This is a genomic window from Pseudomonas beijingensis (genome assembly GCF_030687295.1).
GTDB classification, from domain to species: Bacteria; Pseudomonadota; Gammaproteobacteria; order Pseudomonadales; family Pseudomonadaceae; genus Aquipseudomonas; species Aquipseudomonas beijingensis.
The window spans coordinates 1,038,839-1,059,367 of the sequence record NZ_CP117425.1 but is presented as its reverse complement, the minus strand read 5'-3'; the positions used below and the strand labels follow the sequence as shown (position 1 = coordinate 1,059,367).

The window sequence follows — 20,529 nt, the reverse complement described above, 5'->3', positions numbered from 1 at the left end:
TCGTGCCACATAATGGCGAAGTGCCTTTAAGTTGTATATCGAATGCACGTTTGCCCGAATGCCGCTCGTCTCAATCACAGGTTGGACAGGATGATGGCCAAATAGTACCTTGCCTGGACCTGCCTAAACGCCACGACCTCAGAGAAGCCCATGTCAACAAAGTGCCTTGCCGCAACATTGGTGCTCTCCCCTCTCCTGGCGTCTTGCGTCAACCCCATGTACAGCGCCGCCGAGCGAGCCGAAACAGCGGAATACCTGCGCAAGGTCAGAGACCCGGCGACCTACTACGCCATGGATTGTGAAACGTTCCTGGCGACCAAACGGGGCTGGGAAAAATACCCCAACATGGCGACCGACCCTGTCAACCTCGTGATCCAACAGGTCGCCACACAGCGCGATTGTTCAGCCGACAGCGTTCCTGCGCCCAGTGCGGCCACAGTGCAACCGACTCCCGTAGCGTCAGCGGCAATGCCCGTACCGGTGTCTAATCAGTCGGGTGTGTTGGGCCTGCACATCACCCCTGTTACACCAACGGTGGCTCGGCAATTCGGCTTAGCCGCTGTCAGCGGCGTATTGGTCTTGGGGCCCGTGCCAGGAAGTGGCGCTGAAAAAGCAGGCATGTTGGCCGGCGATATCGTTTTGCAAATTGCCGGGACCTCGGTCAATAGCCCGGCCGAGCTGACCGCTGTCGCCAGCCGTATTCGACCTGGTTTCACGGCGCCGCTGAAGGTATGGCGTTACCGGGCGGCCATCGATGTACTGGTGGAAATAGGCGACTCCTCGGGCTTGGCACCCTCGGTAGCGCCTGCGGCAGCCGTCACGCCGACGCCGGGCCTTCCCTTGGCCGCCCCCGTTACATCCCCAGCGAGCAATAGCGCGACCAATACTTCGTTCTGTTTTGCCCTGTTCGAGGCCAGGCAAGTCCAGGGGCTGAGCGACTATCCATCAAGGGGGCTTATCACCCCCGTCTGGCAAGGCCCGGCACTGAGCGGAACACCGGCTCGTCTTGCCATGCCTGAGTTCCAGGCATTCACTCGGGCCCAAGGCTACGACGTGAAAATGCAACCGATGTTCTGCCAACCCATCGGCGCCAGCGAGCAATGCCAGGCGCTGGGCTCGGAAAGCTTCATGCTGACCACTCGCAGCTTTACCACGATGGTCAATTGCACTGAAACCTTACAGGGCGTAGAAACAACGCGCGGTCTACTGCTCAAACAGTGGCCTTATTTACAGACCACCGCGTGGCGTCCTTTGGCGGGTAACTAATGGCTATCTCTCAAGCCAATCTTCCCGCGTCATTTCCCAGACTTCCTTAAGCAACGCCCCACAAACGAAGTCCCCCTGCTGCGTCGCAATCATGCGCATGCCTTCATGTTCCGAAACTTTACGTGAAGCCAGGTTGCCCACTGCCTTGGGCACCTGCATGACGGGGCGCCCCAGGGTTTCAAACCAATAGGCGTTGATCGCCTCGCACGCTTCACGCATGTAGCCTTTCCCCTGCCATGGCGGCGACAACCAGAAACCCCGGTTGTTGCCAGGCTGATCGTAGAGGCTGATGCTGCCGATGCGCTGTGTCGGCTCCTCGGCAAGACGGATCATCCAGTGCCACTCGCGTCCGGCGGCGACAGCGGGGAGCGCATGGTCACGAACGTACGTCAGCGCGCCATCATCCGGGTAGGGCCAGGGCACGCGGCTGTCGAGGTAGCGAACCACTTCCCAGTGTGGGAATAATCGTTGAATCGCTGGTGCATCCGTCAGTTCCAGGGGGGTGAGGATGAGGCGGCTGGTTTGGAAGGTGGGGATAGGTTCCAAAGTGAATTCCTTTTCTAACGTTATGGCGTCCAGGGAAACTTCCCTATTAGAAATTATCCGTCGCCTTGCGGAGCGAATGTCGGAAAAACCAAGTTGCACACTCAATCACATCACTGCCTACACTGGATGCGCTCAATCCCATTGAACCGCATAAGGACATCACCTTGCGACAACTTACCCTCAGCGACAACAAACTCCGAGGTTTCCCCCATGAAATCGACGTTCATGGGTGGTGCATCGGGGAACCTGCGTGATAGTGAAGCCCCACTCAAACCTCATCACCGGATTGGCCCTCGCGGTGGTCGCGACGCTGAGCTGGGCGTTGAACTTCATTGCGCCTTACGTCACCGGCGCCTACACGATCTATGACTTGATGATCGTAAGGTTCTTGATCGCCGGTGCCCTGGGCCTGGGTGTCGTGCTGCTCTATCGGAGCCAGCTGCGGCTGCTGCGCCGCAATCAGGTGCTTCTGGCCGCAAGCCTGGGCGTTGTCGGCTACCTCGGCTATAGCGCCTGCATCGCCGCCGGCATCATTTTCGGCGGGCCGGTGCTGACCCCGGCGTTTATTGGGATGGTGCCAGTCTTGCTGGCACTGCTGGGCAACGCCACAACCAAAACCCTCCAGTGGCGCAAACTGGCAATCCCCCTGGTTTTCTTGACGGTGGGTCTTCTGCTGTCGAATCTCGGCGCTGTCCATCAACCCGTTGCAAGCGAGGGCTCTTGGCTGATGGGCTTGTTGTTTTCAATCGGTGCCGTGGTCTTGTGGCTCGTATTCAGTTGGTTGAACCAGCGCGCCTTGCTGGCGCTGCCACCCCACGCTTCAGGCGCATGGACCGGCCTCATGATGGCTGGCGCCGGGATCGGCACCTTGTGCTTGTTACCAGCGGTACAAGCACTCGACCTGCTCAAACTGCCGAGCCTGGGTTTTAGCGTTTCCGTTGCGGGGGATTTATATCTCTGGGGTTTGGTGATTGCGCTGATGTCATCCGTTGTCGGAGCCTGGGCCTGGAACGCCGCGTCACGGCGTTTGCCCATGGTGCTTTCCGGACAATTGATCGCCTTGGAGTCGCTGTTCGCGACGCTACTTGGCTTGTGGTTTCATGGTCGGCTACCGACACTTCTGGAGACGTCAGGTCTTGCGACTGTGCTTGTTGGGGTGATCATGGCGGTGCAGATCATCCTCAATTCCCGCGGATCGACAAGCGCCTCTGCCCCTTGATCAACAGACGATTGCCCTACTCCTTGTCTGGCTCTTTGGTTGTCTTTTTGCGGCCCTTCGAAGTCACCGTTTTGTACTCACCGATGCCGACCTCTTTCACTGAATATGCGGTCAGAGAGCCCTCGTGCAAACGGTAGAGAGCTGAAGTTTTACTGCCGGAAAGAGGAACAGTTTCGATATGAGCCGCCATCTTTGCCGAGGACGCTGACAAGAAAGCACTCGGCTCCATCGCAAATCGCTCTGCCAGCGCGTACGCCATCTTGTGACTGATAGGCCGATCGCCATTGAGCACCTTGGACACCGCCGTTTTATCACCGATTTCAGGAAGGTCTGAACCGGTCAGCCCGAGTGTCTCCATCAGGTCCTTGATCAATTGCACAGGCGTGCAGGTCGCCTCAAAAGCGGCATTCGATTCGCGAAACTGATCGGAGTCGCGCTGGTAGGCCAGGATTTCATCCTCGAGTTCAACGAGAATTCTCTCCTCGGTCTTGCTCAGCTCGCGCCCGTCGGTGAGTTCATCGAGCAAGTCCGTCGCACGCTCATAGTCGGCAGAGGTCTTGATGCCATGCACAAACTCACCGCGCAGGCGATCCAATACCGCGTATAGCTCGCCAAGCGTTGCGATCACGGTTTGAAAGTCGTTCCGGGCTGCGCTCATCGTCTTACCCCTTTGTTTCTTGCATACCAGACGTTGGCAACGTCGTAATCGGCATGCGTGTAGATGTGTTTGACGTAGAACTTCTGCCGGGTGTAGTTGACGCCACCTATCACCCTGAGATTATTGCCGCCTACGTCGATCACTACCCAATTCATTGCGACCCTGGGCTTGAACAAGTCGACACCCTGCGTACCGAAAAGCTTTTGCAGGTCCGCGAACGCCTTGGGGCGAGCCATCCTCAAAATGCGCAGGCAACGCTCAAGCCCGGCCTTGTCGTTCGGGTACAAAATCGCAGCGTCGTCAAAACGTGATGGCGTGAGTATATCCATGGGCTTCCTTGTCTTTGAGCCGATGGTACTCTGGTTGTGTTTTTTCACAACTCGAATTTATTGGCGGCAACGGGACTCACACTGTGCAAGCAGGCGATTTGGCCGGCACCATTGGGCCAAATGGGTTTATCACCTACACATCCCGAGACAAAAACATGAACCCTGCCGACCCGACCCGCCTGAAAATCTGGCAAGCCCTTTCATCGCTCTTTCTCGACACTGAGATGGACGACCTGACCTACGATTACATCGCCCGCGTCGTCCTTGAAAGCGGCTATTCGCCCAGTGAAATACGCAGCATCCTGTGGAATGAAGTATTCCCGGTGCTCGAAGCCAACCTCAGATCCGTCGCGGGCGAATGGGTGGGATGGACAGATGAGTGGTTGCTGGAGCACCTCATCGCAAGCGATGGGCTCGAGCCCAGGAAAGGCAGCGGCAGCATTGCCAAGGAGGTCGACAGGTGTTGGAACCAGGTCGCGACGCGGCTCCCACCCGGATATGACTGACGCGATTGCATCGCCACTTCAAGCTTCCCTGAAGTGGCTCCCGTTCAACCCGTCACACACCCCTGCGGCACCTTCCCAGCAAAACTATCCACCAGACTCGCCACCACCATCTCCCCCATCCGCGTGCGGGTCTGCAACGTCGCACTCGCCCGGTGCGGTTGCAGCACCACCTGCTCATTGCCGAACAACGCCTCGGGCACATGCGGTTCATCGACGAACACATCCAAAGCCGCACCGGCGATTTCCCCGGCGGTCAGCGCAGCTACCAGATCGGCCTCGTTGACCAGTTTGCCGCGAGCCACGTTGATAAGATATCCGCCCTGGCCCAAGGCACGCAGTACCTCGGCATCGATGATGGCCTCAGCCTTGTCGGCGGCCGCCGCGAGGATCAAGGCGTCGCTGTCGCGGGCCAGTTGTTTGAGATCGGCGACAAAGGTGTGGTTCACGTCGCTCATGGGCTGCAGGTCGGTGTAGCTGATCGGACACCCGAACGCGGCGGCGCGCGTCGCCACGGCGCGACCGACCCGACCCATGCCGACGATGCCGATGCGCATGCCGGACACCTGCCGGGCCAATGGCAGCGGAGACAGTGGCGTCGGGCTCTGGGGCCATTGGCCGGAGCGCACGTAGCGATCACCGGTGCACAGCCCCCGGCACACGGCAATCAATAGGCCGATTGCCAGGTCGGCGACATCTTCGGTCAGCGCGCCGACGGTGGCCGTGACGCGGATTCCGCGATCCCTGGCGTAGGCCAGGTCCACCGCATCGGTGCCCACGCCGTTGACCGCGACCACTTCCAGTTGGGGCAGTTGTGCCATGAGCGCCTGGCTGATGCCGGTATGCCCACCGGTGATCACACCGCGAATGTTGACGCCGTGTTCTTGTAGATAGGCTTGTTTGTCAGCCTGTTCGAAATAGCGCCGCACCGTGAACAGTTCGTTGAGCCGGGCGTTGATTTCGGGGATCAGGATTGGGCTGAGCTGCAAGACTTCTGGCTTCATGTAGACCTCGTAACGAAATAGGAAAAAACGGATTCAAGCGCAACCAAGGCGTGCTCGAATCAGTGTGGCGAGTGCATGTCCTCAAAATGAACCGCGCAGGCTCAACCGCGACCGGCAAATGGCATGGCCGTGGCCATGACGGTCATGTTCAAGACGTTGGCCGACAACGGCAGGCCAGCGATGTAGCGCACCGCGTCGGCCACGTGTTTGACGTCCACCATCGGCTCCACCGCGATGCTGCCGTTGGCCTGGCGCACGCCCTTGGTCATGCGCACGGACATTTCGGTGAGGGCGTTGCCGATGTCGATCTGGCTGCAGGCGATGTTGTATTCGCGTCCGTCCAGGGCCAGGGATTTGGTCAGCCCCAGCACCGCGTGTTTACTGGCGGTGTAGGCGCTGCTGAACGGCCGTGGGGTGTGGGCCGAGATCGATCCGTTGTTGATGATCCGTCCACCCTGGGGCTGTTGCCGGCGCATCAGGCCGAAGGCACCACGGGCGCACAGGAAAACGCCGTTGAGGTTGGTGTCGATCACGTTTCGCCACTGCTCGAACGTCAGCTCATCCAGTGGCACGGCGGGCGCATTGACGCCGGCGTTGTTGAACACCACGTCCAGGCGTCCGAAGGCCTCGGCGATGGCGGCAAACAGCGCATCGACACTGGCCGGATCGCGCACATCGGTGGGTACCGCCAGGGCTTCGCGCCCCTCGCAAGCCGCCAACTCGACCAATGTCTGCAAGGGCTCGGGGCGGCGCCCGGCCAGCACCAGCGTGTAGCCGTCTGCCATCAGGCCCAGGGCCACCGCTCGGCCAATCCCGCTGCCGGCGCCCGTCACCAAAGCCACTTTCAATGTGTTGGACATGTGGATTCTCCCTTCTCGAATTCAGTCAGACAAACGCGGACCGACGCGCATTTCCAGTTCGCCGATGCCATCGATGCCGGCCGTGATGACATCACCCGGCTGCAGCACATCGACGCCTGCCGGGCTGCCGGTCATGATCAGGTCGCCGGCCCGCAGCGCCACTGATTGGGAGATGCGAGCGATCACTTCGCTGACCGACCAGATCTGGCTGTCGAGGCTGTCACGCTGGCGTTCTTCACCGTTCACGTTCAGCCACAACTCGCCCTCGGGGTGCCCTGTCCGCGACACCGGCACGATGGCCGTCATCGGCGCGGCGCCGTCAAACACCTTGGCGCCCTCCCACGGTAACCCGTTGCGCTTGGCCTGGCGCTGGACATCACGCCGGGTCAGGTCCAGACCCGCCGCGTAGCCCCACACATAGGCCAGCGCCTGGCCCTCAGGGATATTGGCGCCACCCTCGCCGATGGCCACGACCAATTCGATTTCATGAGCGAACTCCTCGGTCACTGGTGGAAACGTCACGTCACCGACCGCGTCCACTACGCAACTGGCAGGCTTCATGAAAAACACCGGTGGCACGCGGGATTCACCCTGGGTATCGGGCCAAGGGTAGTTGCGACCGACGCAAAAGACCCGGCCGACGGGAAAACGCTGCGGGGTGCCGACAACCGGTAGGGTTACTGGCAGGTCCGGGGTAAAGACATACTCGGGCATGTTCATCCTGGTAAAAGTCCTGATAGAAGCGTCAGCGTACGGCGGCAATCCCTGGCTAAGTTGGAGGAATGCCGCCTCGTGTTGGAGAAAAACAGCTTTTTTCCGGGCTCAGCGCGCCTTGAGTTCAATGCGATACAAACGGCCAAGCAGCAACGAATAGGACAAGGTGCCGATCAGCGCCACACCGCCGATGAACCAGAAGGCCAAGGCAAATGAGCCAGTCTTGTGAACGATCGCGCCAATCACGATGGGGGTGACAATCCCGCCGATGTTGGCCGCCAGGCTGGTGATCCCACCGGTCAGTCCGATCAGTTCCTTGGGCGCCACTTCCGACACCGCCGCCCATGAGGACGAAGCGATGCCCTGGGAGAAGAAGGCAATCGTCAGCACGGCGATGCAGATCACGTTCGAATCGGTGAAATTCACCAGCACGATGGACATGCCCAGCATCGAGCCGACCACCAGCGGTAGCTTGCGGGCAAAGGACAGCGAATAGCCGCGACGGATCAGCAGGTCGGAGACGATCCCGGCGAGCATGATGCCTACCGTCGCGCCCACGAACGGCAACACGGCGAAGATCCCGGCCTTGATCATGGTCAGCTGACGTTCTTCGATCAGGTACGTGGGGAACCAGGTGAGAAAGAAGTACAGCGCCGAGGTGCTGGCGAACTTACCGATGCAAATCGCCCAGACCTGCCGATAGCTGAACAGCTCGGCGATCTGCCGCCAGTTGAACCGGGTGCGCTCTTGGCTGCTTTTGACCAGCCCGCCCCCGGCCTCGATGTACTTGAGTTCTTCCTGGCTGACTTTCTTGCAGTTCATCGGGTCGCGATACAGAAACAGCCAGGCCACCCCGAAGACGATGCCGAGCGCCCCGGTGCTGTAGAACACATGACGCCAGTCATAAGTGGTCGCCAGCCACAGCAACGCACCGGTAAACAGCGCCGTGCCCAGGTACTGGCCGCAGACGTAAATGCTGCTGGCCAAGCCCCGTTCACGCGCCGGGAACCACACCGTGACCGCCCGGCTGTTGGCCGGAAACGCCGGCGCTTCCATTGCGCCGACCGCCAGGCGCAGGGCAAACAGCGAAGCGAAACCCGTGGCAAAACCCTGGCACACGGTGACGGTCGACCAACTGATCAGCGACACCCCATAGGTGAACCTGGAACCGAAGCGATCGGCGATGAACCCGGCGGGCACCAGTGCAATGGCGTAGGTCCAGGCAAACGCAGAAAAAATCAGGCCCATTTCGATCTTGTCCAGGCCCAGGTCCTTGGCGAGGAACGGTGCGGCAATCGAAATATTCACCCGATCGATGTAGTTGATGATCGTCGCGATCAGCAGCAACGACAGCATGAACCAACGCCGCCGCGACGGCAGGCGCTCAGGCACCGCGGCGTCCCGAGCGCTGGCAATTTGGGAAGTGTGGGAGTTCGACATGGTGGACCTCGTTATTGTTAGAAGCGTCGAAATGTTTTACGAGCAGCCGAAATCAATGCCCTCGATGCCGGGGCAGAACAATCGCTACAGGAATGAGAGGCGCGAACAGCCGGTGTCAGGTGTTCAAAGAGGCCTTGCAACAGGATCCGTCGCAGGCGCAATCGGGAGGGTCAACGTGAAGCAGGAACAGGTTCATGATGTGCGCACCTTTGATGGTTTTTGGAGGGAGAGTCGGGTTGCGTGGCCCCAACAGTGGTCGTACAACCATTCAAAATCAACTGAGGTGTTAGATCATTTTTCCCGGTCTAAACCGGGTCCAAGAAACCTGTCCAAAAAAACAAGCTCACTGAGTTTTTTAAAACTGTTTTTTACATTGTAAATAACTATATGTTTTTAAAGGATAAATACTCTAAATACGAATTTTTCGTTTTGGACAACCGCCCTCCATCCTCGGGCTACAGAAAATTCAGTCCAGGCGCCAAGTCATCGTATAACACCTTGAAAATAGGCCAGATGCACCGCCACAATCGCTATCACCGCCATGCCCCGCAGAGGATTCCCAGGAGATGTCATCACCGAGCCGAGTCCCCACCTATGTCATGCAGCAACGCAGCGAATTGACCGACTTCTACATCCGCGACAAAAAGGGCCGGCGCGCGGAAACCAGCCCACACCGCCATGAGTACTTCCAGATCCAGATCAACCTCGGCGGCGACACCGTGCAACACATTGGCAACGTCGAACGTCCGTTTCCACACAATACCCTGGCCTTCATCCTGCCCCACCGCGTGCACGTGATTCCGCACCCGGCGGACAGCAATTTCATCGTGATCAACTTCTCCCAGACGTTCCTGCTGCCGCACTTGCAGTGCGATCCCATGGATCTGGAAGAGGTTTCGATCCTGTTGGCGCCCGAGCTGTCACCGTTCCGCTTTCAAGAACATCTGGACTTCATTCTCGGCGACGACGATTTCGCCAAGGTATGCGCGTTGATCACACAGATGCGCGCACTGGACGAGAATCGACAATTCGGCACCCGCGAGATGCTCAAGGGCCTGCTGCTGCAACTGATCGGCAGCGTCTGCGCCTTGTATGCCGAGCCGCTCAAGCGCTTGGCCGAAGAAAATGCCGCTGAAGTCAGCCGACGCGATGCGCTGGCCAGAATGTCCGAGTACTTGCGCAAGAACATCGCCGACCCCGATCTCAACTTGATCAAGGTGGCTGCCGCGACGTACCTGTCCCCCACGTACCTGACTCACTGGTTGCGCAAGGAAATCGGCAAGACCTTCACCGAACTGGTACTCGAACGTCGAATGCATGCGGCGCGCAATTACTTGCTCAATGGCACACGGCCAGTGGGCGAAGTGGCGAGGTTGTGCGGGTTTGCCGACGAGGCTTATTTTTCCAGGCGCTTTCGCCAGATACATGGCCAGCCGCCGGGGCAGTTCAGGCGACAACAGTTGAATCCGGACAGTCCGCAGTTGCCGTTGAACAATGGCTAGGTATTTCGACGCCATGAGCCGGCATCGTCAGGTTATCTATACTGGCTTTCCGGACGCAAACCAGAGCATGAAGAATGGCCCTCAAGCCCAATCAAAATCATCCAGTCATTTTGGTCCCCGCTCAACAAAGCGACTCGGATTCCCTGGTGAGTATTCGAATCGAGGCTATGCGCGAAAGTCTGGAGCGTGTGGGGCGATTTGATCCAATACGCGCACGCGAGCGGTTTATTAGTAGTTTCGAACCTCGTAACACGCACCACATTGATGTGTCGGGAAAGAGGGTTGGATTCGTTGTGGTCAAGCATCACAACAATGAGCTCTTACTTGACCACTTGTATGTGATACCAGATGCGCAAGGGTCAGGAATAGGCTCTGCTGTCCTCGATCATATTTTCAAGGAAGCGGATGCAGCCGCGCTCCCGATAAGGGTTGGCGCCCTTAAAGAAAGCGCCTCGAATCGCTTTTACATTCGCCATGGTTTCCGATTCATCGAAAGCAGTGAGTTCGACAATTATTATGTTCGGCGGAACGTTTGTGCGGCTCGCTAGCTGACCACCCAAATGCAATCAGCGCAGGATCAATACCGCGGCCACTGCGATCACGGCGACCACGCCAAAAACCATGCGTGCGATCCAGGGCGCGGTGAGCCAGACGCCAGTCACCCCGGCAATCTGCCCCACGTTTTTCTCCGTCAGACGGAAGCTCGGTTCGCGGAAAGGGTTGCCGCAATGTGGACAGGCGTAGGCCTTATCGGAAATTCGCGAAGCGCATTCAGGGCAATCGATCAGACTCATTGTGCAACCTCAGGATGAGTGGAATTTCGGCTCTTCAAAAGACTGCTTATATGCAGTTTTTGTTCGGGATCAAGCTTAGCTTTTGATTAGCGCTATGCGAAAAAACGAACGGCTTCACAAAAAACACAGCCGTGGACGCTCGAACGCCAATCGAACCCCTCGCAATACCATGGGTCTGCTCCTGTATGACCTCTTCGGAATCTGCTCCTATGTCCCCACACCAAAGCCTCGTTTTACTGGCACGAGGCGGCTATGCCGCTCGGGGCGTTATCTATCTGATCATTGGTATCTTCGCTTTGCTGGCGGCTCAAGACTCGAGCAAATCGAAGGATAGCCACAGCAGCCTGGAGGCATTGTTAAGCCAGCCATTCGGCCATGCTTTAGTCGGCCTGGTGGTGATGGGTTTACTTGCTTTCGCCGGATGGCGCCTGTTACAGGCAACCCGTGATGTTGATCATCACGGTAAAGAGCTCAAAGGCTTGGTGATTCGGGCAGGCTTGCTGGCTGGAGGCTTGATCAACGGCGCCCTGGCGTTTTTTGCGTTGGGGTTGCTCATAAGCGGTCTTAAAAGCTCAGGCAATTCCGGAGGGGGAGAGACTCAGGATTTACTCGCGCGCCTATTGTCCTGGGATCATTCGAATGTGCTGATATACCTCATCGCACTGATACCGCTTGGCGTCGGCATCGCTCACATCATCAAGGGCTGGAAGGCGTCGTTCGAGAAGTATTTCAAAGCTGACGAAGACGTTATGCGCTATGTGCGCCCGGTGTCGCGCTTTGGCCTTATCGCCCGCGGGGTCGTATTCATTGAAATCGCCCTGCTGCTCATCATCAGTGGTTCGACTTATAAAGCCATGGACCCACCCGGCATGAAAGACGCCCTCGATGCACTGCAAAACCTGCCAGCCGGCGGTGTGGTTTTAATGGTGATGGCGTTGGGGCTGATCGCGTTTTCGGTCTACAGCTTTTCCGAAGCGGCCTGGCGCAAGATCAACATGGATGTGCCTGGAATGTCGGACACATAGCGTTGCTTATTGCTGCACAGGTTTTACACGACGCAAAAGATCGTCCAGTACGTAGGTATCCAGAAAAGCTGTTACTTCAGTGACCCGGCCGTCCTTGAAGGTCATGTGCCATAGGTAGGTGTTGTTGTAAGGCCTTTGATCAAGGGCTGTGGCCTTTCCGTTCCATAGAACGACCACGACATCGTCCTCGGCAATGATGCTTCGGACGGTGGGAGAGATAGGGGTGGCCAGCCGAGCGCTGATCGGCCTTACGGCCCGCTCCATTAAATCTGTCTTGCTGTTATATACAGTAGACACCGGGCTTGATCCGGCAACGGTCCATATGGCGTCAGGCGCCAGCAGATCGAACACGGTGCCTTTGCCTTGTTGCCAGTTCGTGAACGCTTGGCGGACCAGATCCGTATTGGCATGTTCAGCGTTTTCCGAAGCCCAGACGTTGTTGGTTAGAAACACTAAAGACAGTGCAAGAGCCTGGACGCGCCAAGCCAAATTCATCCATGTGGTCATGATGTTCTCTCACGGCAGTGCAGTGGATAAGACGCTCTTCCAAGAGAACCTTAACGGCACGTGCCCAGAAGCTTTTGCCCGATGCTGCTGTGAGGTTGCCTGATGCTGTTTGGTAATCAGGCCACTGTGGGAGCGAGCTTGCTCGCGATAGCGGTGGGTCAGTCACTTTGATGTTGGATGCATGGCCGTCATCGCGAGCGAGCTCGCTCCCACAGGGGTAGCATGCTTATTCCCGGATCTTCCACGTACCTTGTGTGTTTTCCAGACGCCAGAAACCACAAAACCCCTGGTTTTCTTGGAAAACCAGGGGTTTTGTGTATCGAATGTGGCGGTGAAGGAGAGATTCGAACTCTCGATACAGTTTCCTGTATACACACTTTCCAGGCGTGCTCCTTAAGCCACTCGGACACTTCACCGTATCTCGACAAACTGTTCAGTCTGTCGAGGCGCGCTAATGTAGTCGAAAGCTTTTCCGATGGCAAAGGTTTTTTTCAGAATTTTCATGCGGTTAAGCTTGGTCGGATATTTCAAACGCGCCTGGGCAGGGCAAACCGGCCAATCTTCGGGGCTATGCAGGCGCTGCTCTATAGATGAAGGCGAAGCGGGATGGGCGGGCCAGGCTATTTGCGGGGCTTGGAGCTGACCGATGAGTCAGTCACGGCGCTTTACCTGGCCTGCGGCGGTGGGTAACGTCTGCGTCACTTCTCTTACAAGGAATAGCGTCATGAGCGACTTGATTGCCTACCATCTCGAAGACGGTATTGCGACCCTGACCTTGAACAACGGCAAGGTCAATGCCATCTCGCCGGATGTGATTGCCGCGTTCAACGCTGCGCTGGACCAGGCGACGAAGGATCGGGCGGTGGTGATCATTACCGGGCAGCCGGGGATTTTGTCGGGCGGCTACGATCTGAAAGTGATGACCGCCGGTCCCAAGGAAGCGGTAAGCCTGGTCACGGCCGGCTCGACGTTGGCCCGTCGCCTGCTGTCGCACCCCTTCCCTGTCGTTGTTGCTTGCCCCGGGCATGCGGTGGCCAAAGGTGCGTTCCTGCTGCTGTCGGCGGACTACCGCATTGGTGTGGAAGGGCCGTTCAGCATTGGCCTGAACGAAGTGCAGATTGGCATGACCATGCACCATGCCGGTATCGAACTGGCTCGTGATCGTCTGCGCAAGTCGGCGTTTCACCGCTCGGTGATCAATGCCGAGATGTTCAATCCTCAGGGCGCTGTGGATGCGGGCTTCCTCGACAAGGTGGTGTCGGCCGAGGAACTGCAAGGCGCGGCCCTGGAAGCAGCGCGTCAGTTGAAGAAAATCAACATGTCCGCCCACAAGAACACCAAGCTGAAAGTTCGCAAGGCGTTGCTGGATACCCTGGACAGCGCGATCTTGCTGGATCAGGAGCATATGGGCTGACGCTCTTTGGTCACTCAAGGCTTACACGGATCACCGTGGCGAGGGAGCTTGCTCCCTCACCACGGGTCCAGCCCTTCCCTAGAGTTGGGATTTTTCCTACGTACAGAGTTTAAAAGTCCGCAACCGCTCTAGGCCGCTTCTGTCGCGCCATGTGGAAACATGCGCTTAAACATCGTCCATTTCCTACCTCTATAGGGGCAATTGCCGAAAACAGTGCACATCCGTACACTGCGCCACCTTTTGTCCCGATGGGGCCCTGTAGATGCTGTTTGTACTGCGTATGTTGTTGATGGGCCTGCACTTTGTCCTGGCGGGTGTGCTCGGGGTGATGCTGGGTCTGTGCCGACCGTTCAATCCGGACAACAGTCGTTTATGCGCAAGGCTGTACGCATTGCCGGCCATGTTCATTTTGGGCCTGCGGGTCCGGACACAGGTCGACACGCTGATGGATAAGCCCAACGGCTGCGTGATCATCGCCAACCACCAATCCAACTATGACCTGTTCATGTTCGGTAACGTGGTGCCGCGCCGTACCGTGTGCATCGGCAAGAAGAGCCTGAAATGGGTGCCGCTGTTCGGGCAATTGTTCTGGCTGGCCGGCAATGTGTTGATCGACCGTGGCAACGCGATCAAGGCGCGGCAGTCGATGCTGACCACCACACATACGTTGCAACACGAGGACACCTCGATCTGGGTTTTTCCGGAAGGCACGCGCAACCTGGGCGAGGACCTGCTGCCGTTCAAGAAAGGCGCATTCCAGATGGCAATCGCCGCCGGGGTCCCGATTATTCCGGGGTGTGTGTCAGCAGCTACATCACGCACATGCGCCTCAATCGCTGGCGCAGCGGTGACATCCTCATACGCTCATTGCCGACGATTCCTACGGCCGGATTGAGCATGGAGGACATGCCCCGGCTCATCGCCCAATGCCGTGAACAAATGCGCGAATGCATCGCGACAATGGACCGGCAGTTACAAGCCGCGTAATGGAAAACCCGCCCCCTCGGCGGGTTTTCTTTTACCGCCGAACTCTTCAGATTTTGCTGACTCACAAGCAACAGGGCGCGCTAAGCTGGACGTCGCCTGCCACTGCCATTTTCCAATAAGAAGTGAACCACCATTATGGGTAGAGTCGTTGCCGCTGCGGTCTACAGCGCCGGTAAGAAAGTCACCAATATCACCCTCGACGAAGGCAGTGCCTGGGCTGCCAAACCTGGTCATTTTGTGTGGATCGGCCTCGAAGAGCCCAGTGCCTTGGAGCTGACCAACCTGCAGCGTCAATTCAACCTGCACGAATTGGCCATCGAAGACGCCATGGAGAAACACAGCCGGCCCAAGCTGGAGACCTTTGGCGATGCGCTGTTTATCGTCACGTATTCGCCGATACGCGAGGACGGCAAGCTGGAATTCATTGAAACCCATATCTTTGCCGGCAAGGGCTACATCATCACGGCGCGCAACGGTCACTCAGCGTCCTACGCCCATGTCCGACAGCGTTGTGAGGCACGTCCGCTCTTGCTGAAACATGGGGAAGATTTCGTCCTCTACGCCATCCTTGATTTCGTGATTGAAAACTACCAGCCGGTGGGTGAAGCCATTCACGCCGAAATCGATGAGCTTGAACGCAATGTGTTGTGCAGTTCGCTGAATGAGCGGGATATCCAGAACCTGCACAGCTTGCGCCGCGACGTGTTGCGCCTGCGTCGCTATGCAGCGCCGATGGTGGAAATCAGCGAAGAGTTGCAGCGACTCGACTTCCCCTTCATCGACAAGAACATGAGCCCGTATTTCCGCGACGTGCAGATTCATGTCACGCGGCAAATGGAAGACCTGGCGACCCTGGCCGACATCGCCAGCCAGACCATCGAAGTCGGCGTACTGCTCGAAGCGTCGCGCCAGAGCGTGGTGCAGCGCAAGTTCGCGGCGTGGGCGGCGATCCTGGCATTTCCCACGGCAGTGGCCGGGATCTACGGGATGAACTTCGAAAATATGCCGGAGTTGACCTGGCACTATGGGTATTTTCTGGTGCTTGGATTTATCGGGGTGGGGTGTACGGGGTTGTGGGCGAGTTTCAAGCGGTCGGGGTGGCTGTAGGCGGGCGCTCTTCGGTGAGGTTTATGTGGCATTCATCGCGAGCAAGCTCGCTCCCACACTGGATCGGTGTACGACGCAAATCCACTGTGGGAGCGAGCTTGCTCGCGATGACGGCGGCACATCCAACATCAACGCCAACTGATCCACCGCTATCGCGAGCAAGCTCGCTCCCACATTAGAGATGTGATGATCTTTAGCCTTGGCTGGTCTCGGCCTGCGGCTTGTGCGCAACGAAACGCATCATCCACTCCGCCACCGTCGTGCCGTGGTGCTCGTGGGCCAGGCTCGCCACGCCTTGGCTGTAGATCTGCTCGCCGAGGTGTTGCTGGCGAATCTCCAGCAAGGCCCGGGAATAATCATGGATGAACTCCGGATGGCCCTGGAAGCACAGCACCTGATCGTTGATGTGGTAGGCGGCGAACGGGCAGAAATCGCTGGAGGCGATGACGGTCGCGCTTTCGGGCAGTTCGGTGACCTGGTCCTGATGGCTGATCAGCAGGGTCAGCTCTTCCATCACCGGGTTCATCCACGGCGCCTTGGCCGCAAGTTTGTAGCGATGGGTGCCGACGCCCCAGCCCTGGGTGGCGCGTTCGGTCTTGCCGCCCAGCAACAGCGCCAGCAGTTGATGACCAAAGCACACACCGAGCAGTTTATCGCCGCGCTGGTAGCGCTCCATCAGGTAGGTCTTGAGGGTTTGAATCCAAGGGTCGGTGCCGAAGGAGTCAGCCTTGCTGCCGGTCACCAGATAAGCGTCGAACACCTCGTCATCGCTGGGGTAATGCCCCTCCATCACGTTGTACACGATGAATTCGGCCGCGATGGGCTGCTGTGAAAACAGGCGCTGGAACATCTGCCCGTAACCCTGATATTGGTCGACCAGTTCCGGACGCAGGATATCGGTTTCCAGAATGCAGATGCGTAGCGACATAAAAAATACCTGACACGTGATGGGAATATTGCACACCCCAGAGCCTGCCCTGAAACACGGTTCCAAGGCAAGCCCCTTCCCAAGTCTGTCAGAACAGTTCGTGCCGGGCGGCTTTCTCCAACAACAAGGCCGGCGGTGAGAAGCGCTCACCGTATTGCTCGGCCAGATACTGGGCGCGACCGACAAAGTCTTGCAGGCCGTATTGGTTGATGAACTGCAACGCACCGCCGGTCCAGGCGGCGAAACCAATGCCGAAGATCGAGCCGATGTTGGCGTCGGCGGTCGAAGTCAGCACCCCCTCCTCCACGCAGCGCACGGTTTCCAAGGCCTGGATGAACAGCAGGCGATCACGGATATCCTGGGGTGAAATCTGCCCGTCGGCTTGCTCGAAGCGGCTTTTGAGCTGCGGCCACAGGTACTTTTGCCCATTGGCCGGGTACTCATAGAAACCGGCACCGGCGGACTTGCCCGACCGCTGGTATTCGTTGAGCAGCAAGTCAATCACGGCGAACGCCGGATGCTCAATCGGCGTTTTCCCTTCTGCGTGCAGGTCCTTGGCGGTTTGCGCGCGGATATGGCTCATCAGGCTGAGGGAAACTTCGTCAGAGATCGCCAGAGGCCCGACCGGCATCCCGGCCTTACGGGCTTCGGTCTCGATCATCGGCGCACTCACGCCCTCGCCGAGCATGGCGATGCCCTCGTTGGTAAAGGTGCCGAACACCCGCGACGTGAAGAAACCGCGACTGTCGTTGACCACAATCGGCGTCTTGTTGATCTGCAGGACAAAATCGAAACACCGGGCCAAGGTCGCGTCACTGGTGCGTGCACCCTTGATGATCTCCACCAGCGGCATCTTTTCCACCGGGCTGAAGAAGTGCAGGCCGATGAACTTCATCGGGTCCGGCACGGCCATGGCCAGGCCGGTGATGGGCAAGGTCGAGGTATTGGACGCGATCACCGCATCATCGCCCACCACCGCCTGGGCCGCAGCCGACACGCTGGCTTTCAGGGCGCGATCTTCAAACACCGCTTCGATGATCAGGTCGCAACCGGCCAGGTCTGCGTTGCTGTCGGTGGGGTGAATCCGTGCCAGCGTGGCTTCGCGCTGCTCGGCAGTGAGTTGGCCGCGGGCGACCTTTTTATCCAGCAACGCCGCCGTGCGGGCCTTGCCCTTCTCGGCCGCCGCCAGGTCGACATCCTTGAGTACCACTGCAATGCCGGCCACGGCGCTGACATAGGCGATTCCCGCCCCCATCATACCGGCGCCGAGCACGCCGACTTTTTTCGTCAGATAAGGCGCCAAACCTTGTGGGCGAGAGCCGCCAGCCTTGATCTCGTTGAGCTGGAACCAGAAGGTACCGATCAGGTTCTTCGCCACCTGGCCGGTGGTCAGCTCGGTGAAGTAGCGGGTTTCGATCAGATGGGCAGTGTCGAAATCCACCTGGGCGCCCTCCACCGCTGCGCAGAGGATTTTCTCCGGTGCCGGCAGGCAGCCCTGGGTCTTGTTGCGCAGGATCGAGGGGGCGATCGCCAACATTTGCCCGACTTTCGGGTCGGACGGCGTGCCGCCCGGAAGCTGATAGCCCTTGGCATCCCAGGGCTGCACGACGCTGGGGTTGGCAAGAATCCAGGCCCGGGACTTGGCCAGCAGTTCGTCACGATCCTTCGCCAGTTCATGGATCAAACCGGCCTGCAGCGCTTGTTGTGCACTGACCTTCTTGCCTTCGAGCAGATACGGCAGGGCCTTTTCCAAACCGAGCAGACGCACCATCCGCACCACCCCACCGCCTCCCGGCAGCAGGCCGAGGGTGACCTCGGGCAGACCGAGTTGCACCGATGGCAGGTCCAGCGCCACACGATGATGGCAGGCCAGGCAGATCTCCCAGCCACCGCCGAGGGCCGCGCCATTGATGGCCGCCACCACGGGCTTTCCCAAGGTTTCCAAGGCACGCAGTTGCGCCTTGAGCAGCAAGACCATCTCGTAGAAAGCCTTGGCTTCAGGCTTGCCGACCTTGACCAGTTCGTTGAGGTCACCGCCCGCGAAGAAGGTGTGCTTGGCCGAGGTGATGATCACACCGGCAATCGAGTCCTTTTCTGCCTGCAAACGGGCGACGCAGGCGGCCATGGCCTCACGGTACACCGCATTCATGGTGTTGGCGCTCTGGCCTGGCATGTCCAGGGTCAGGACGACGATCCGGTCCTGGGCGATTTCGTAACGGATGGCAGCGGTCATGGATAAGTGTTCCTTGAAATCGGGACTCAGAGGCGTTCGATGACGGTGGCAATGCCCATGCCACCGCCGACACAGAGGGTCGCCAGGCCATAGCGCAGGCGACGCGCCTCCAACTCGTCGAGCAGTGTGCCAAGGATGGCGCAGCCGGTGGCCCCCAAAGGGTGCCCCAGCGCGATGGAGCCACCGTTGACGTTGACCTTGGCAGGCTCGATGGCCATGTCCCGGATGAACCTGAGCACCACCGAGGCGAAGGCTTCGTTGACTTCGAACAGGTCGATGTCCTCCACCCGTAGCCCGGCCTTGGCCAGTGCCTTGCGCGTGGCCGGCGCCGGGCCGGTGAGCATGATGGTCGGGTCGGTACTGGTGACGGCCGTGGCGACGATCCGTGCCCGGGGTTGCAGGCCCATGGCGCGCCCCTTGGCTTCGGAACCGATCAACATCAACGCCGCACCGTCGACGATGCCGGAACTGTTGCCCGGCGTGTGCACATGATGGATTCGCTCGACATGGCTGTAGACCCGCAGCGCCGTACCGTCGAAGCCCATCTGGCCCATGGCTTCGAAACTCGGCTTGAGCTTGCCCAGGCCTTCGAGGGTGGAGTCGGCGCGGATGAATTCGTCGTGGTCCAACAGCACGATGCCATTTTGGTCCCGCACGACCACCAGGGATTTATCGAACGAACCGTCGGCCCGGGCGCGTGCGGCTTTTTGCTGGGAGTGCAGCGCGTAGCGGTCGACGTCCTCGCGACTGAAGCCTTCCAGGGTGGCGATCAGGTCGGCGCCGATGCCCTGGGGAATGAAGTGACCGTGCAGGTTGGACTGCGGGTCCAGCGCCCACGCACCGCCATCGCTGCCCATGGGCACCCGGGACATGGATTCGACGCCGCCGGCCACCACCAGGTCTTCGAACCCCGAACGCACTTTCATGGCCGCCAGGTTCACCGCTTCCAGGCCCGAGGCGCAAAACCGATTCAGCTGCACGCCCGCCACGCTGACATCCCAATTGGCTACCAACGCAGCGGTCTTGGCGATATCGGCCCCCTGCTCGCCCACTGGCGTCACGCAACCGAGCACGATGTCGTCGACCTGGCTGGTGTCCAGATCCATGCGCTGCTGCAAGGCGCTGAGCAGCCCCCCCATCAGGTTCACCGGCTTGACGCTGTGCAGGGCGCCATCGGCCTTGCCCTTGCCACGAGGCGTGCGTAATGCGTCGAAAATCAAAGCTTGGGTCATGACGTCCTCGAACCACGGGGTAATACGATGCCTCCAACCATAAGCCCAGCGGCGCCGGATTCAATGACCACAGCGCTCAATGGCGTTGACGGCCACGCTCAGACGAACGGTAGCGAGCTATCGGGTTAACCGATTCAGGTGGGCAAGCTGTCTAGCAAAAGGGCCGGCAGGAAGGTGGCAATAGGCCTCATGCCGTTTTAATAGCGACACGTACCAAGCTGATACGAATTGGATCTAAGCCAAGGCGGCCGCGGCCCCTAA

Annotated in this window: 21 protein-coding genes, 1 tRNA gene and 1 pseudogene; 10 read left to right on the top strand and 13 right to left on the bottom strand. The window is 58.8% G+C overall.

The genetic code is table 11. From position 1 onward, the window contains the following. Positions 1 to 150 precede the first annotated feature (150 nt). A complete protein-coding gene (locus tag PSH84_RS04990; protein ID WP_305467821.1) occupies positions 151 to 1,266 on the top strand; it encodes a S1C family serine protease in 1,116 nt (371 codons plus the stop codon). Positions 1,267 to 1,269: 3 nt separating this feature from the next. On the opposite strand, the gene PSH84_RS04985 is transcribed toward PSH84_RS04990, so the two are convergent. After that, entirely contained in the window at positions 1,270 to 1,812 is a 543-nt protein-coding gene (locus tag PSH84_RS04985) for a GNAT family N-acetyltransferase (protein WP_122568662.1), read from the bottom strand. 253 nt (positions 1,813 to 2,065) lie between these two features. Between PSH84_RS04985 and PSH84_RS04980 the strand changes: the two genes are divergently transcribed. Next, the gene (locus tag PSH84_RS04980; protein ID WP_305471248.1) at positions 2,066 to 3,031 is read left to right on the top strand and encodes a DMT family transporter; all 966 of its coding nucleotides are present in this window, start codon (positions 2,066 to 2,068) and stop codon (positions 3,029 to 3,031) included. A 16-nt stretch (positions 3,032 to 3,047) separates the two neighbouring features. On the opposite strand, the gene PSH84_RS04975 is transcribed toward PSH84_RS04980, so the two are convergent. Both PSH84_RS04975 and PSH84_RS04970 read right to left on the bottom strand, forming a co-directional pair. Then, positions 3,048 to 3,689 carry a helix-turn-helix domain-containing protein gene (locus PSH84_RS04975; protein ID WP_122568661.1) on the bottom strand — a complete coding sequence of 214 codons (642 nt, stop codon included), beginning with the start codon at positions 3,687 to 3,689 and terminating at the stop codon, positions 3,048 to 3,050. After that, positions 3,686 to 4,018, bottom strand: coding sequence for a type II toxin-antitoxin system HigB family toxin (locus PSH84_RS04970; RefSeq protein ID WP_305467825.1), 333 nt, complete (start codon positions 4,016 to 4,018; stop codon positions 3,686 to 3,688). Before PSH84_RS04970 ends, PSH84_RS04975 begins: the two co-directional genes overlap by 4 nt. 155 nt (positions 4,019 to 4,173) lie before the next feature. On the opposite strand from PSH84_RS04970, the gene PSH84_RS04965 reads away from it, so the two are divergent. Further along, complete coding sequence (locus tag PSH84_RS04965) at positions 4,174 to 4,524, top strand: DUF7079 family protein (RefSeq protein ID WP_305467827.1); 351 nt, start codon at positions 4,174 to 4,176, stop codon at positions 4,522 to 4,524. A 44-nt stretch (positions 4,525 to 4,568) separates the two neighbouring features. Here PSH84_RS04965 and PSH84_RS04960 read toward each other — a convergent pair whose 3' ends face one another. The 4 genes from PSH84_RS04960 to PSH84_RS04945 form a co-directional block, all read right to left on the bottom strand. Next, complete coding sequence (locus PSH84_RS04960) at positions 4,569 to 5,525, bottom strand: 2-hydroxyacid dehydrogenase (protein ID WP_305482362.1); 957 nt, start codon at positions 5,523 to 5,525, stop codon at positions 4,569 to 4,571. Between the two features lie 101 nt (positions 5,526 to 5,626). Continuing rightward, on the bottom strand, positions 5,627 to 6,385 hold the full coding sequence (locus PSH84_RS04955) for an SDR family oxidoreductase (RefSeq protein WP_122568657.1): 759 nt from the start codon (positions 6,383 to 6,385) through the stop codon (positions 5,627 to 5,629). Positions 6,386 to 6,406: 21 nt separating this feature from the next. Further along, positions 6,407 to 7,105 (bottom strand): fumarylacetoacetate hydrolase family protein, encoded by a 699-nt coding sequence (locus PSH84_RS04950; protein WP_305482361.1) that lies wholly within the window; start codon positions 7,103 to 7,105, stop codon positions 6,407 to 6,409. Positions 7,106 to 7,207: 102 nt separating this feature from the next. Continuing rightward, positions 7,208 to 8,539, bottom strand: coding sequence for an MFS transporter (locus PSH84_RS04945; RefSeq protein ID WP_305482360.1), 1,332 nt, complete (start codon positions 8,537 to 8,539; stop codon positions 7,208 to 7,210). On the opposite strand from PSH84_RS04945, the gene PSH84_RS04940 reads away from it, so the two are divergent. From PSH84_RS04940 to PSH84_RS04930, 3 genes are all read left to right on the top strand, one after another. Then, positions 8,538 to 8,918, top strand: a complete 381-nt coding sequence (locus PSH84_RS04940) for a hypothetical protein (RefSeq protein WP_305482359.1) — start codon at positions 8,538 to 8,540, stop codon at positions 8,916 to 8,918. The two genes, PSH84_RS04945 and PSH84_RS04940, sit on opposite strands and share 2 nt — an antisense overlap. 187 nt (positions 8,919 to 9,105) lie before the next feature. After that, a complete protein-coding gene (locus PSH84_RS04935) occupies positions 9,106 to 10,041 on the top strand; it encodes a helix-turn-helix transcriptional regulator (RefSeq protein ID WP_122568654.1) in 936 nt (311 codons plus the stop codon). Positions 10,042 to 10,115: 74 nt separating this feature from the next. Next, complete coding sequence (locus PSH84_RS04930; RefSeq protein ID WP_305467833.1) at positions 10,116 to 10,589, top strand: GNAT family N-acetyltransferase; 474 nt, start codon at positions 10,116 to 10,118, stop codon at positions 10,587 to 10,589. Between the two features lie 18 nt (positions 10,590 to 10,607). Here PSH84_RS04930 and PSH84_RS04925 read toward each other — a convergent pair whose 3' ends face one another. After that, positions 10,608 to 10,835 (bottom strand): integrase, encoded by a 228-nt coding sequence (locus PSH84_RS04925; RefSeq protein ID WP_003204158.1) that lies wholly within the window; start codon positions 10,833 to 10,835, stop codon positions 10,608 to 10,610. Between the two features lie 209 nt (positions 10,836 to 11,044). On the opposite strand from PSH84_RS04925, the gene PSH84_RS04920 reads away from it, so the two are divergent. After that, positions 11,045 to 11,860: a DUF1206 domain-containing protein gene (locus PSH84_RS04920; protein ID WP_305467835.1), complete on the top strand. Its 816-nt coding sequence runs from the start codon at positions 11,045 to 11,047 to the stop codon at positions 11,858 to 11,860. Between the two features lie 6 nt (positions 11,861 to 11,866). Here PSH84_RS04920 and PSH84_RS04915 read toward each other — a convergent pair whose 3' ends face one another. Together PSH84_RS04915 and PSH84_RS04910 are read right to left on the bottom strand one after the other, a co-directional pair. Beyond that, positions 11,867 to 12,355: a nuclear transport factor 2 family protein gene (locus PSH84_RS04915; protein WP_122568651.1), complete on the bottom strand. Its 489-nt coding sequence runs from the start codon at positions 12,353 to 12,355 to the stop codon at positions 11,867 to 11,869. Between the two features lie 338 nt (positions 12,356 to 12,693). Next, positions 12,694 to 12,783 (bottom strand) — tRNA-Ser (locus tag PSH84_RS04910). A gap of 308 nt (positions 12,784 to 13,091) precedes the next feature. Between PSH84_RS04910 and PSH84_RS04905 the strand changes: the two genes are divergently transcribed. The 3 genes and pseudogenes from PSH84_RS04905 to PSH84_RS04895 all read left to right on the top strand — a co-directional run bounded on the left by PSH84_RS04905 (position 13,092) and on the right by PSH84_RS04895 (position 15,875). Continuing rightward, a complete protein-coding gene (locus tag PSH84_RS04905; RefSeq protein WP_305467837.1) occupies positions 13,092 to 13,781 on the top strand; it encodes a crotonase/enoyl-CoA hydratase family protein in 690 nt (229 codons plus the stop codon). Between the two features lie 262 nt (positions 13,782 to 14,043). After that, positions 14,044 to 14,768, top strand: a pseudogene (locus PSH84_RS04900) (1-acylglycerol-3-phosphate O-acyltransferase). Between the two features lie 135 nt (positions 14,769 to 14,903). Next, the gene (locus tag PSH84_RS04895) at positions 14,904 to 15,875 is read left to right on the top strand and encodes a magnesium and cobalt transport protein CorA (protein ID WP_122568648.1); all 972 of its coding nucleotides are present in this window, start codon (positions 14,904 to 14,906) and stop codon (positions 15,873 to 15,875) included. A 193-nt stretch (positions 15,876 to 16,068) separates the two neighbouring features. On the opposite strand, the gene PSH84_RS04890 is transcribed toward PSH84_RS04895, so the two are convergent. The 3 genes from PSH84_RS04890 to PSH84_RS04880 form a co-directional block, all read right to left on the bottom strand. After that, positions 16,069 to 16,803: an amidotransferase gene (locus PSH84_RS04890; RefSeq protein WP_122568646.1), complete on the bottom strand. Its 735-nt coding sequence runs from the start codon at positions 16,801 to 16,803 to the stop codon at positions 16,069 to 16,071. Positions 16,804 to 16,891: 88 nt separating this feature from the next. Next, positions 16,892 to 19,036 carry a 3-hydroxyacyl-CoA dehydrogenase NAD-binding domain-containing protein gene (locus tag PSH84_RS04885; protein ID WP_305482358.1) on the bottom strand — a complete coding sequence of 715 codons (2,145 nt, stop codon included), beginning with the start codon at positions 19,034 to 19,036 and terminating at the stop codon, positions 16,892 to 16,894. A 26-nt stretch (positions 19,037 to 19,062) separates the two neighbouring features. Beyond that, the gene (locus PSH84_RS04880) at positions 19,063 to 20,268 is read right to left on the bottom strand and encodes an acetyl-CoA C-acetyltransferase (protein WP_305482357.1); all 1,206 of its coding nucleotides are present in this window, start codon (positions 20,266 to 20,268) and stop codon (positions 19,063 to 19,065) included. Between the last annotated feature and the right edge of the window lie 261 nt (positions 20,269 to 20,529).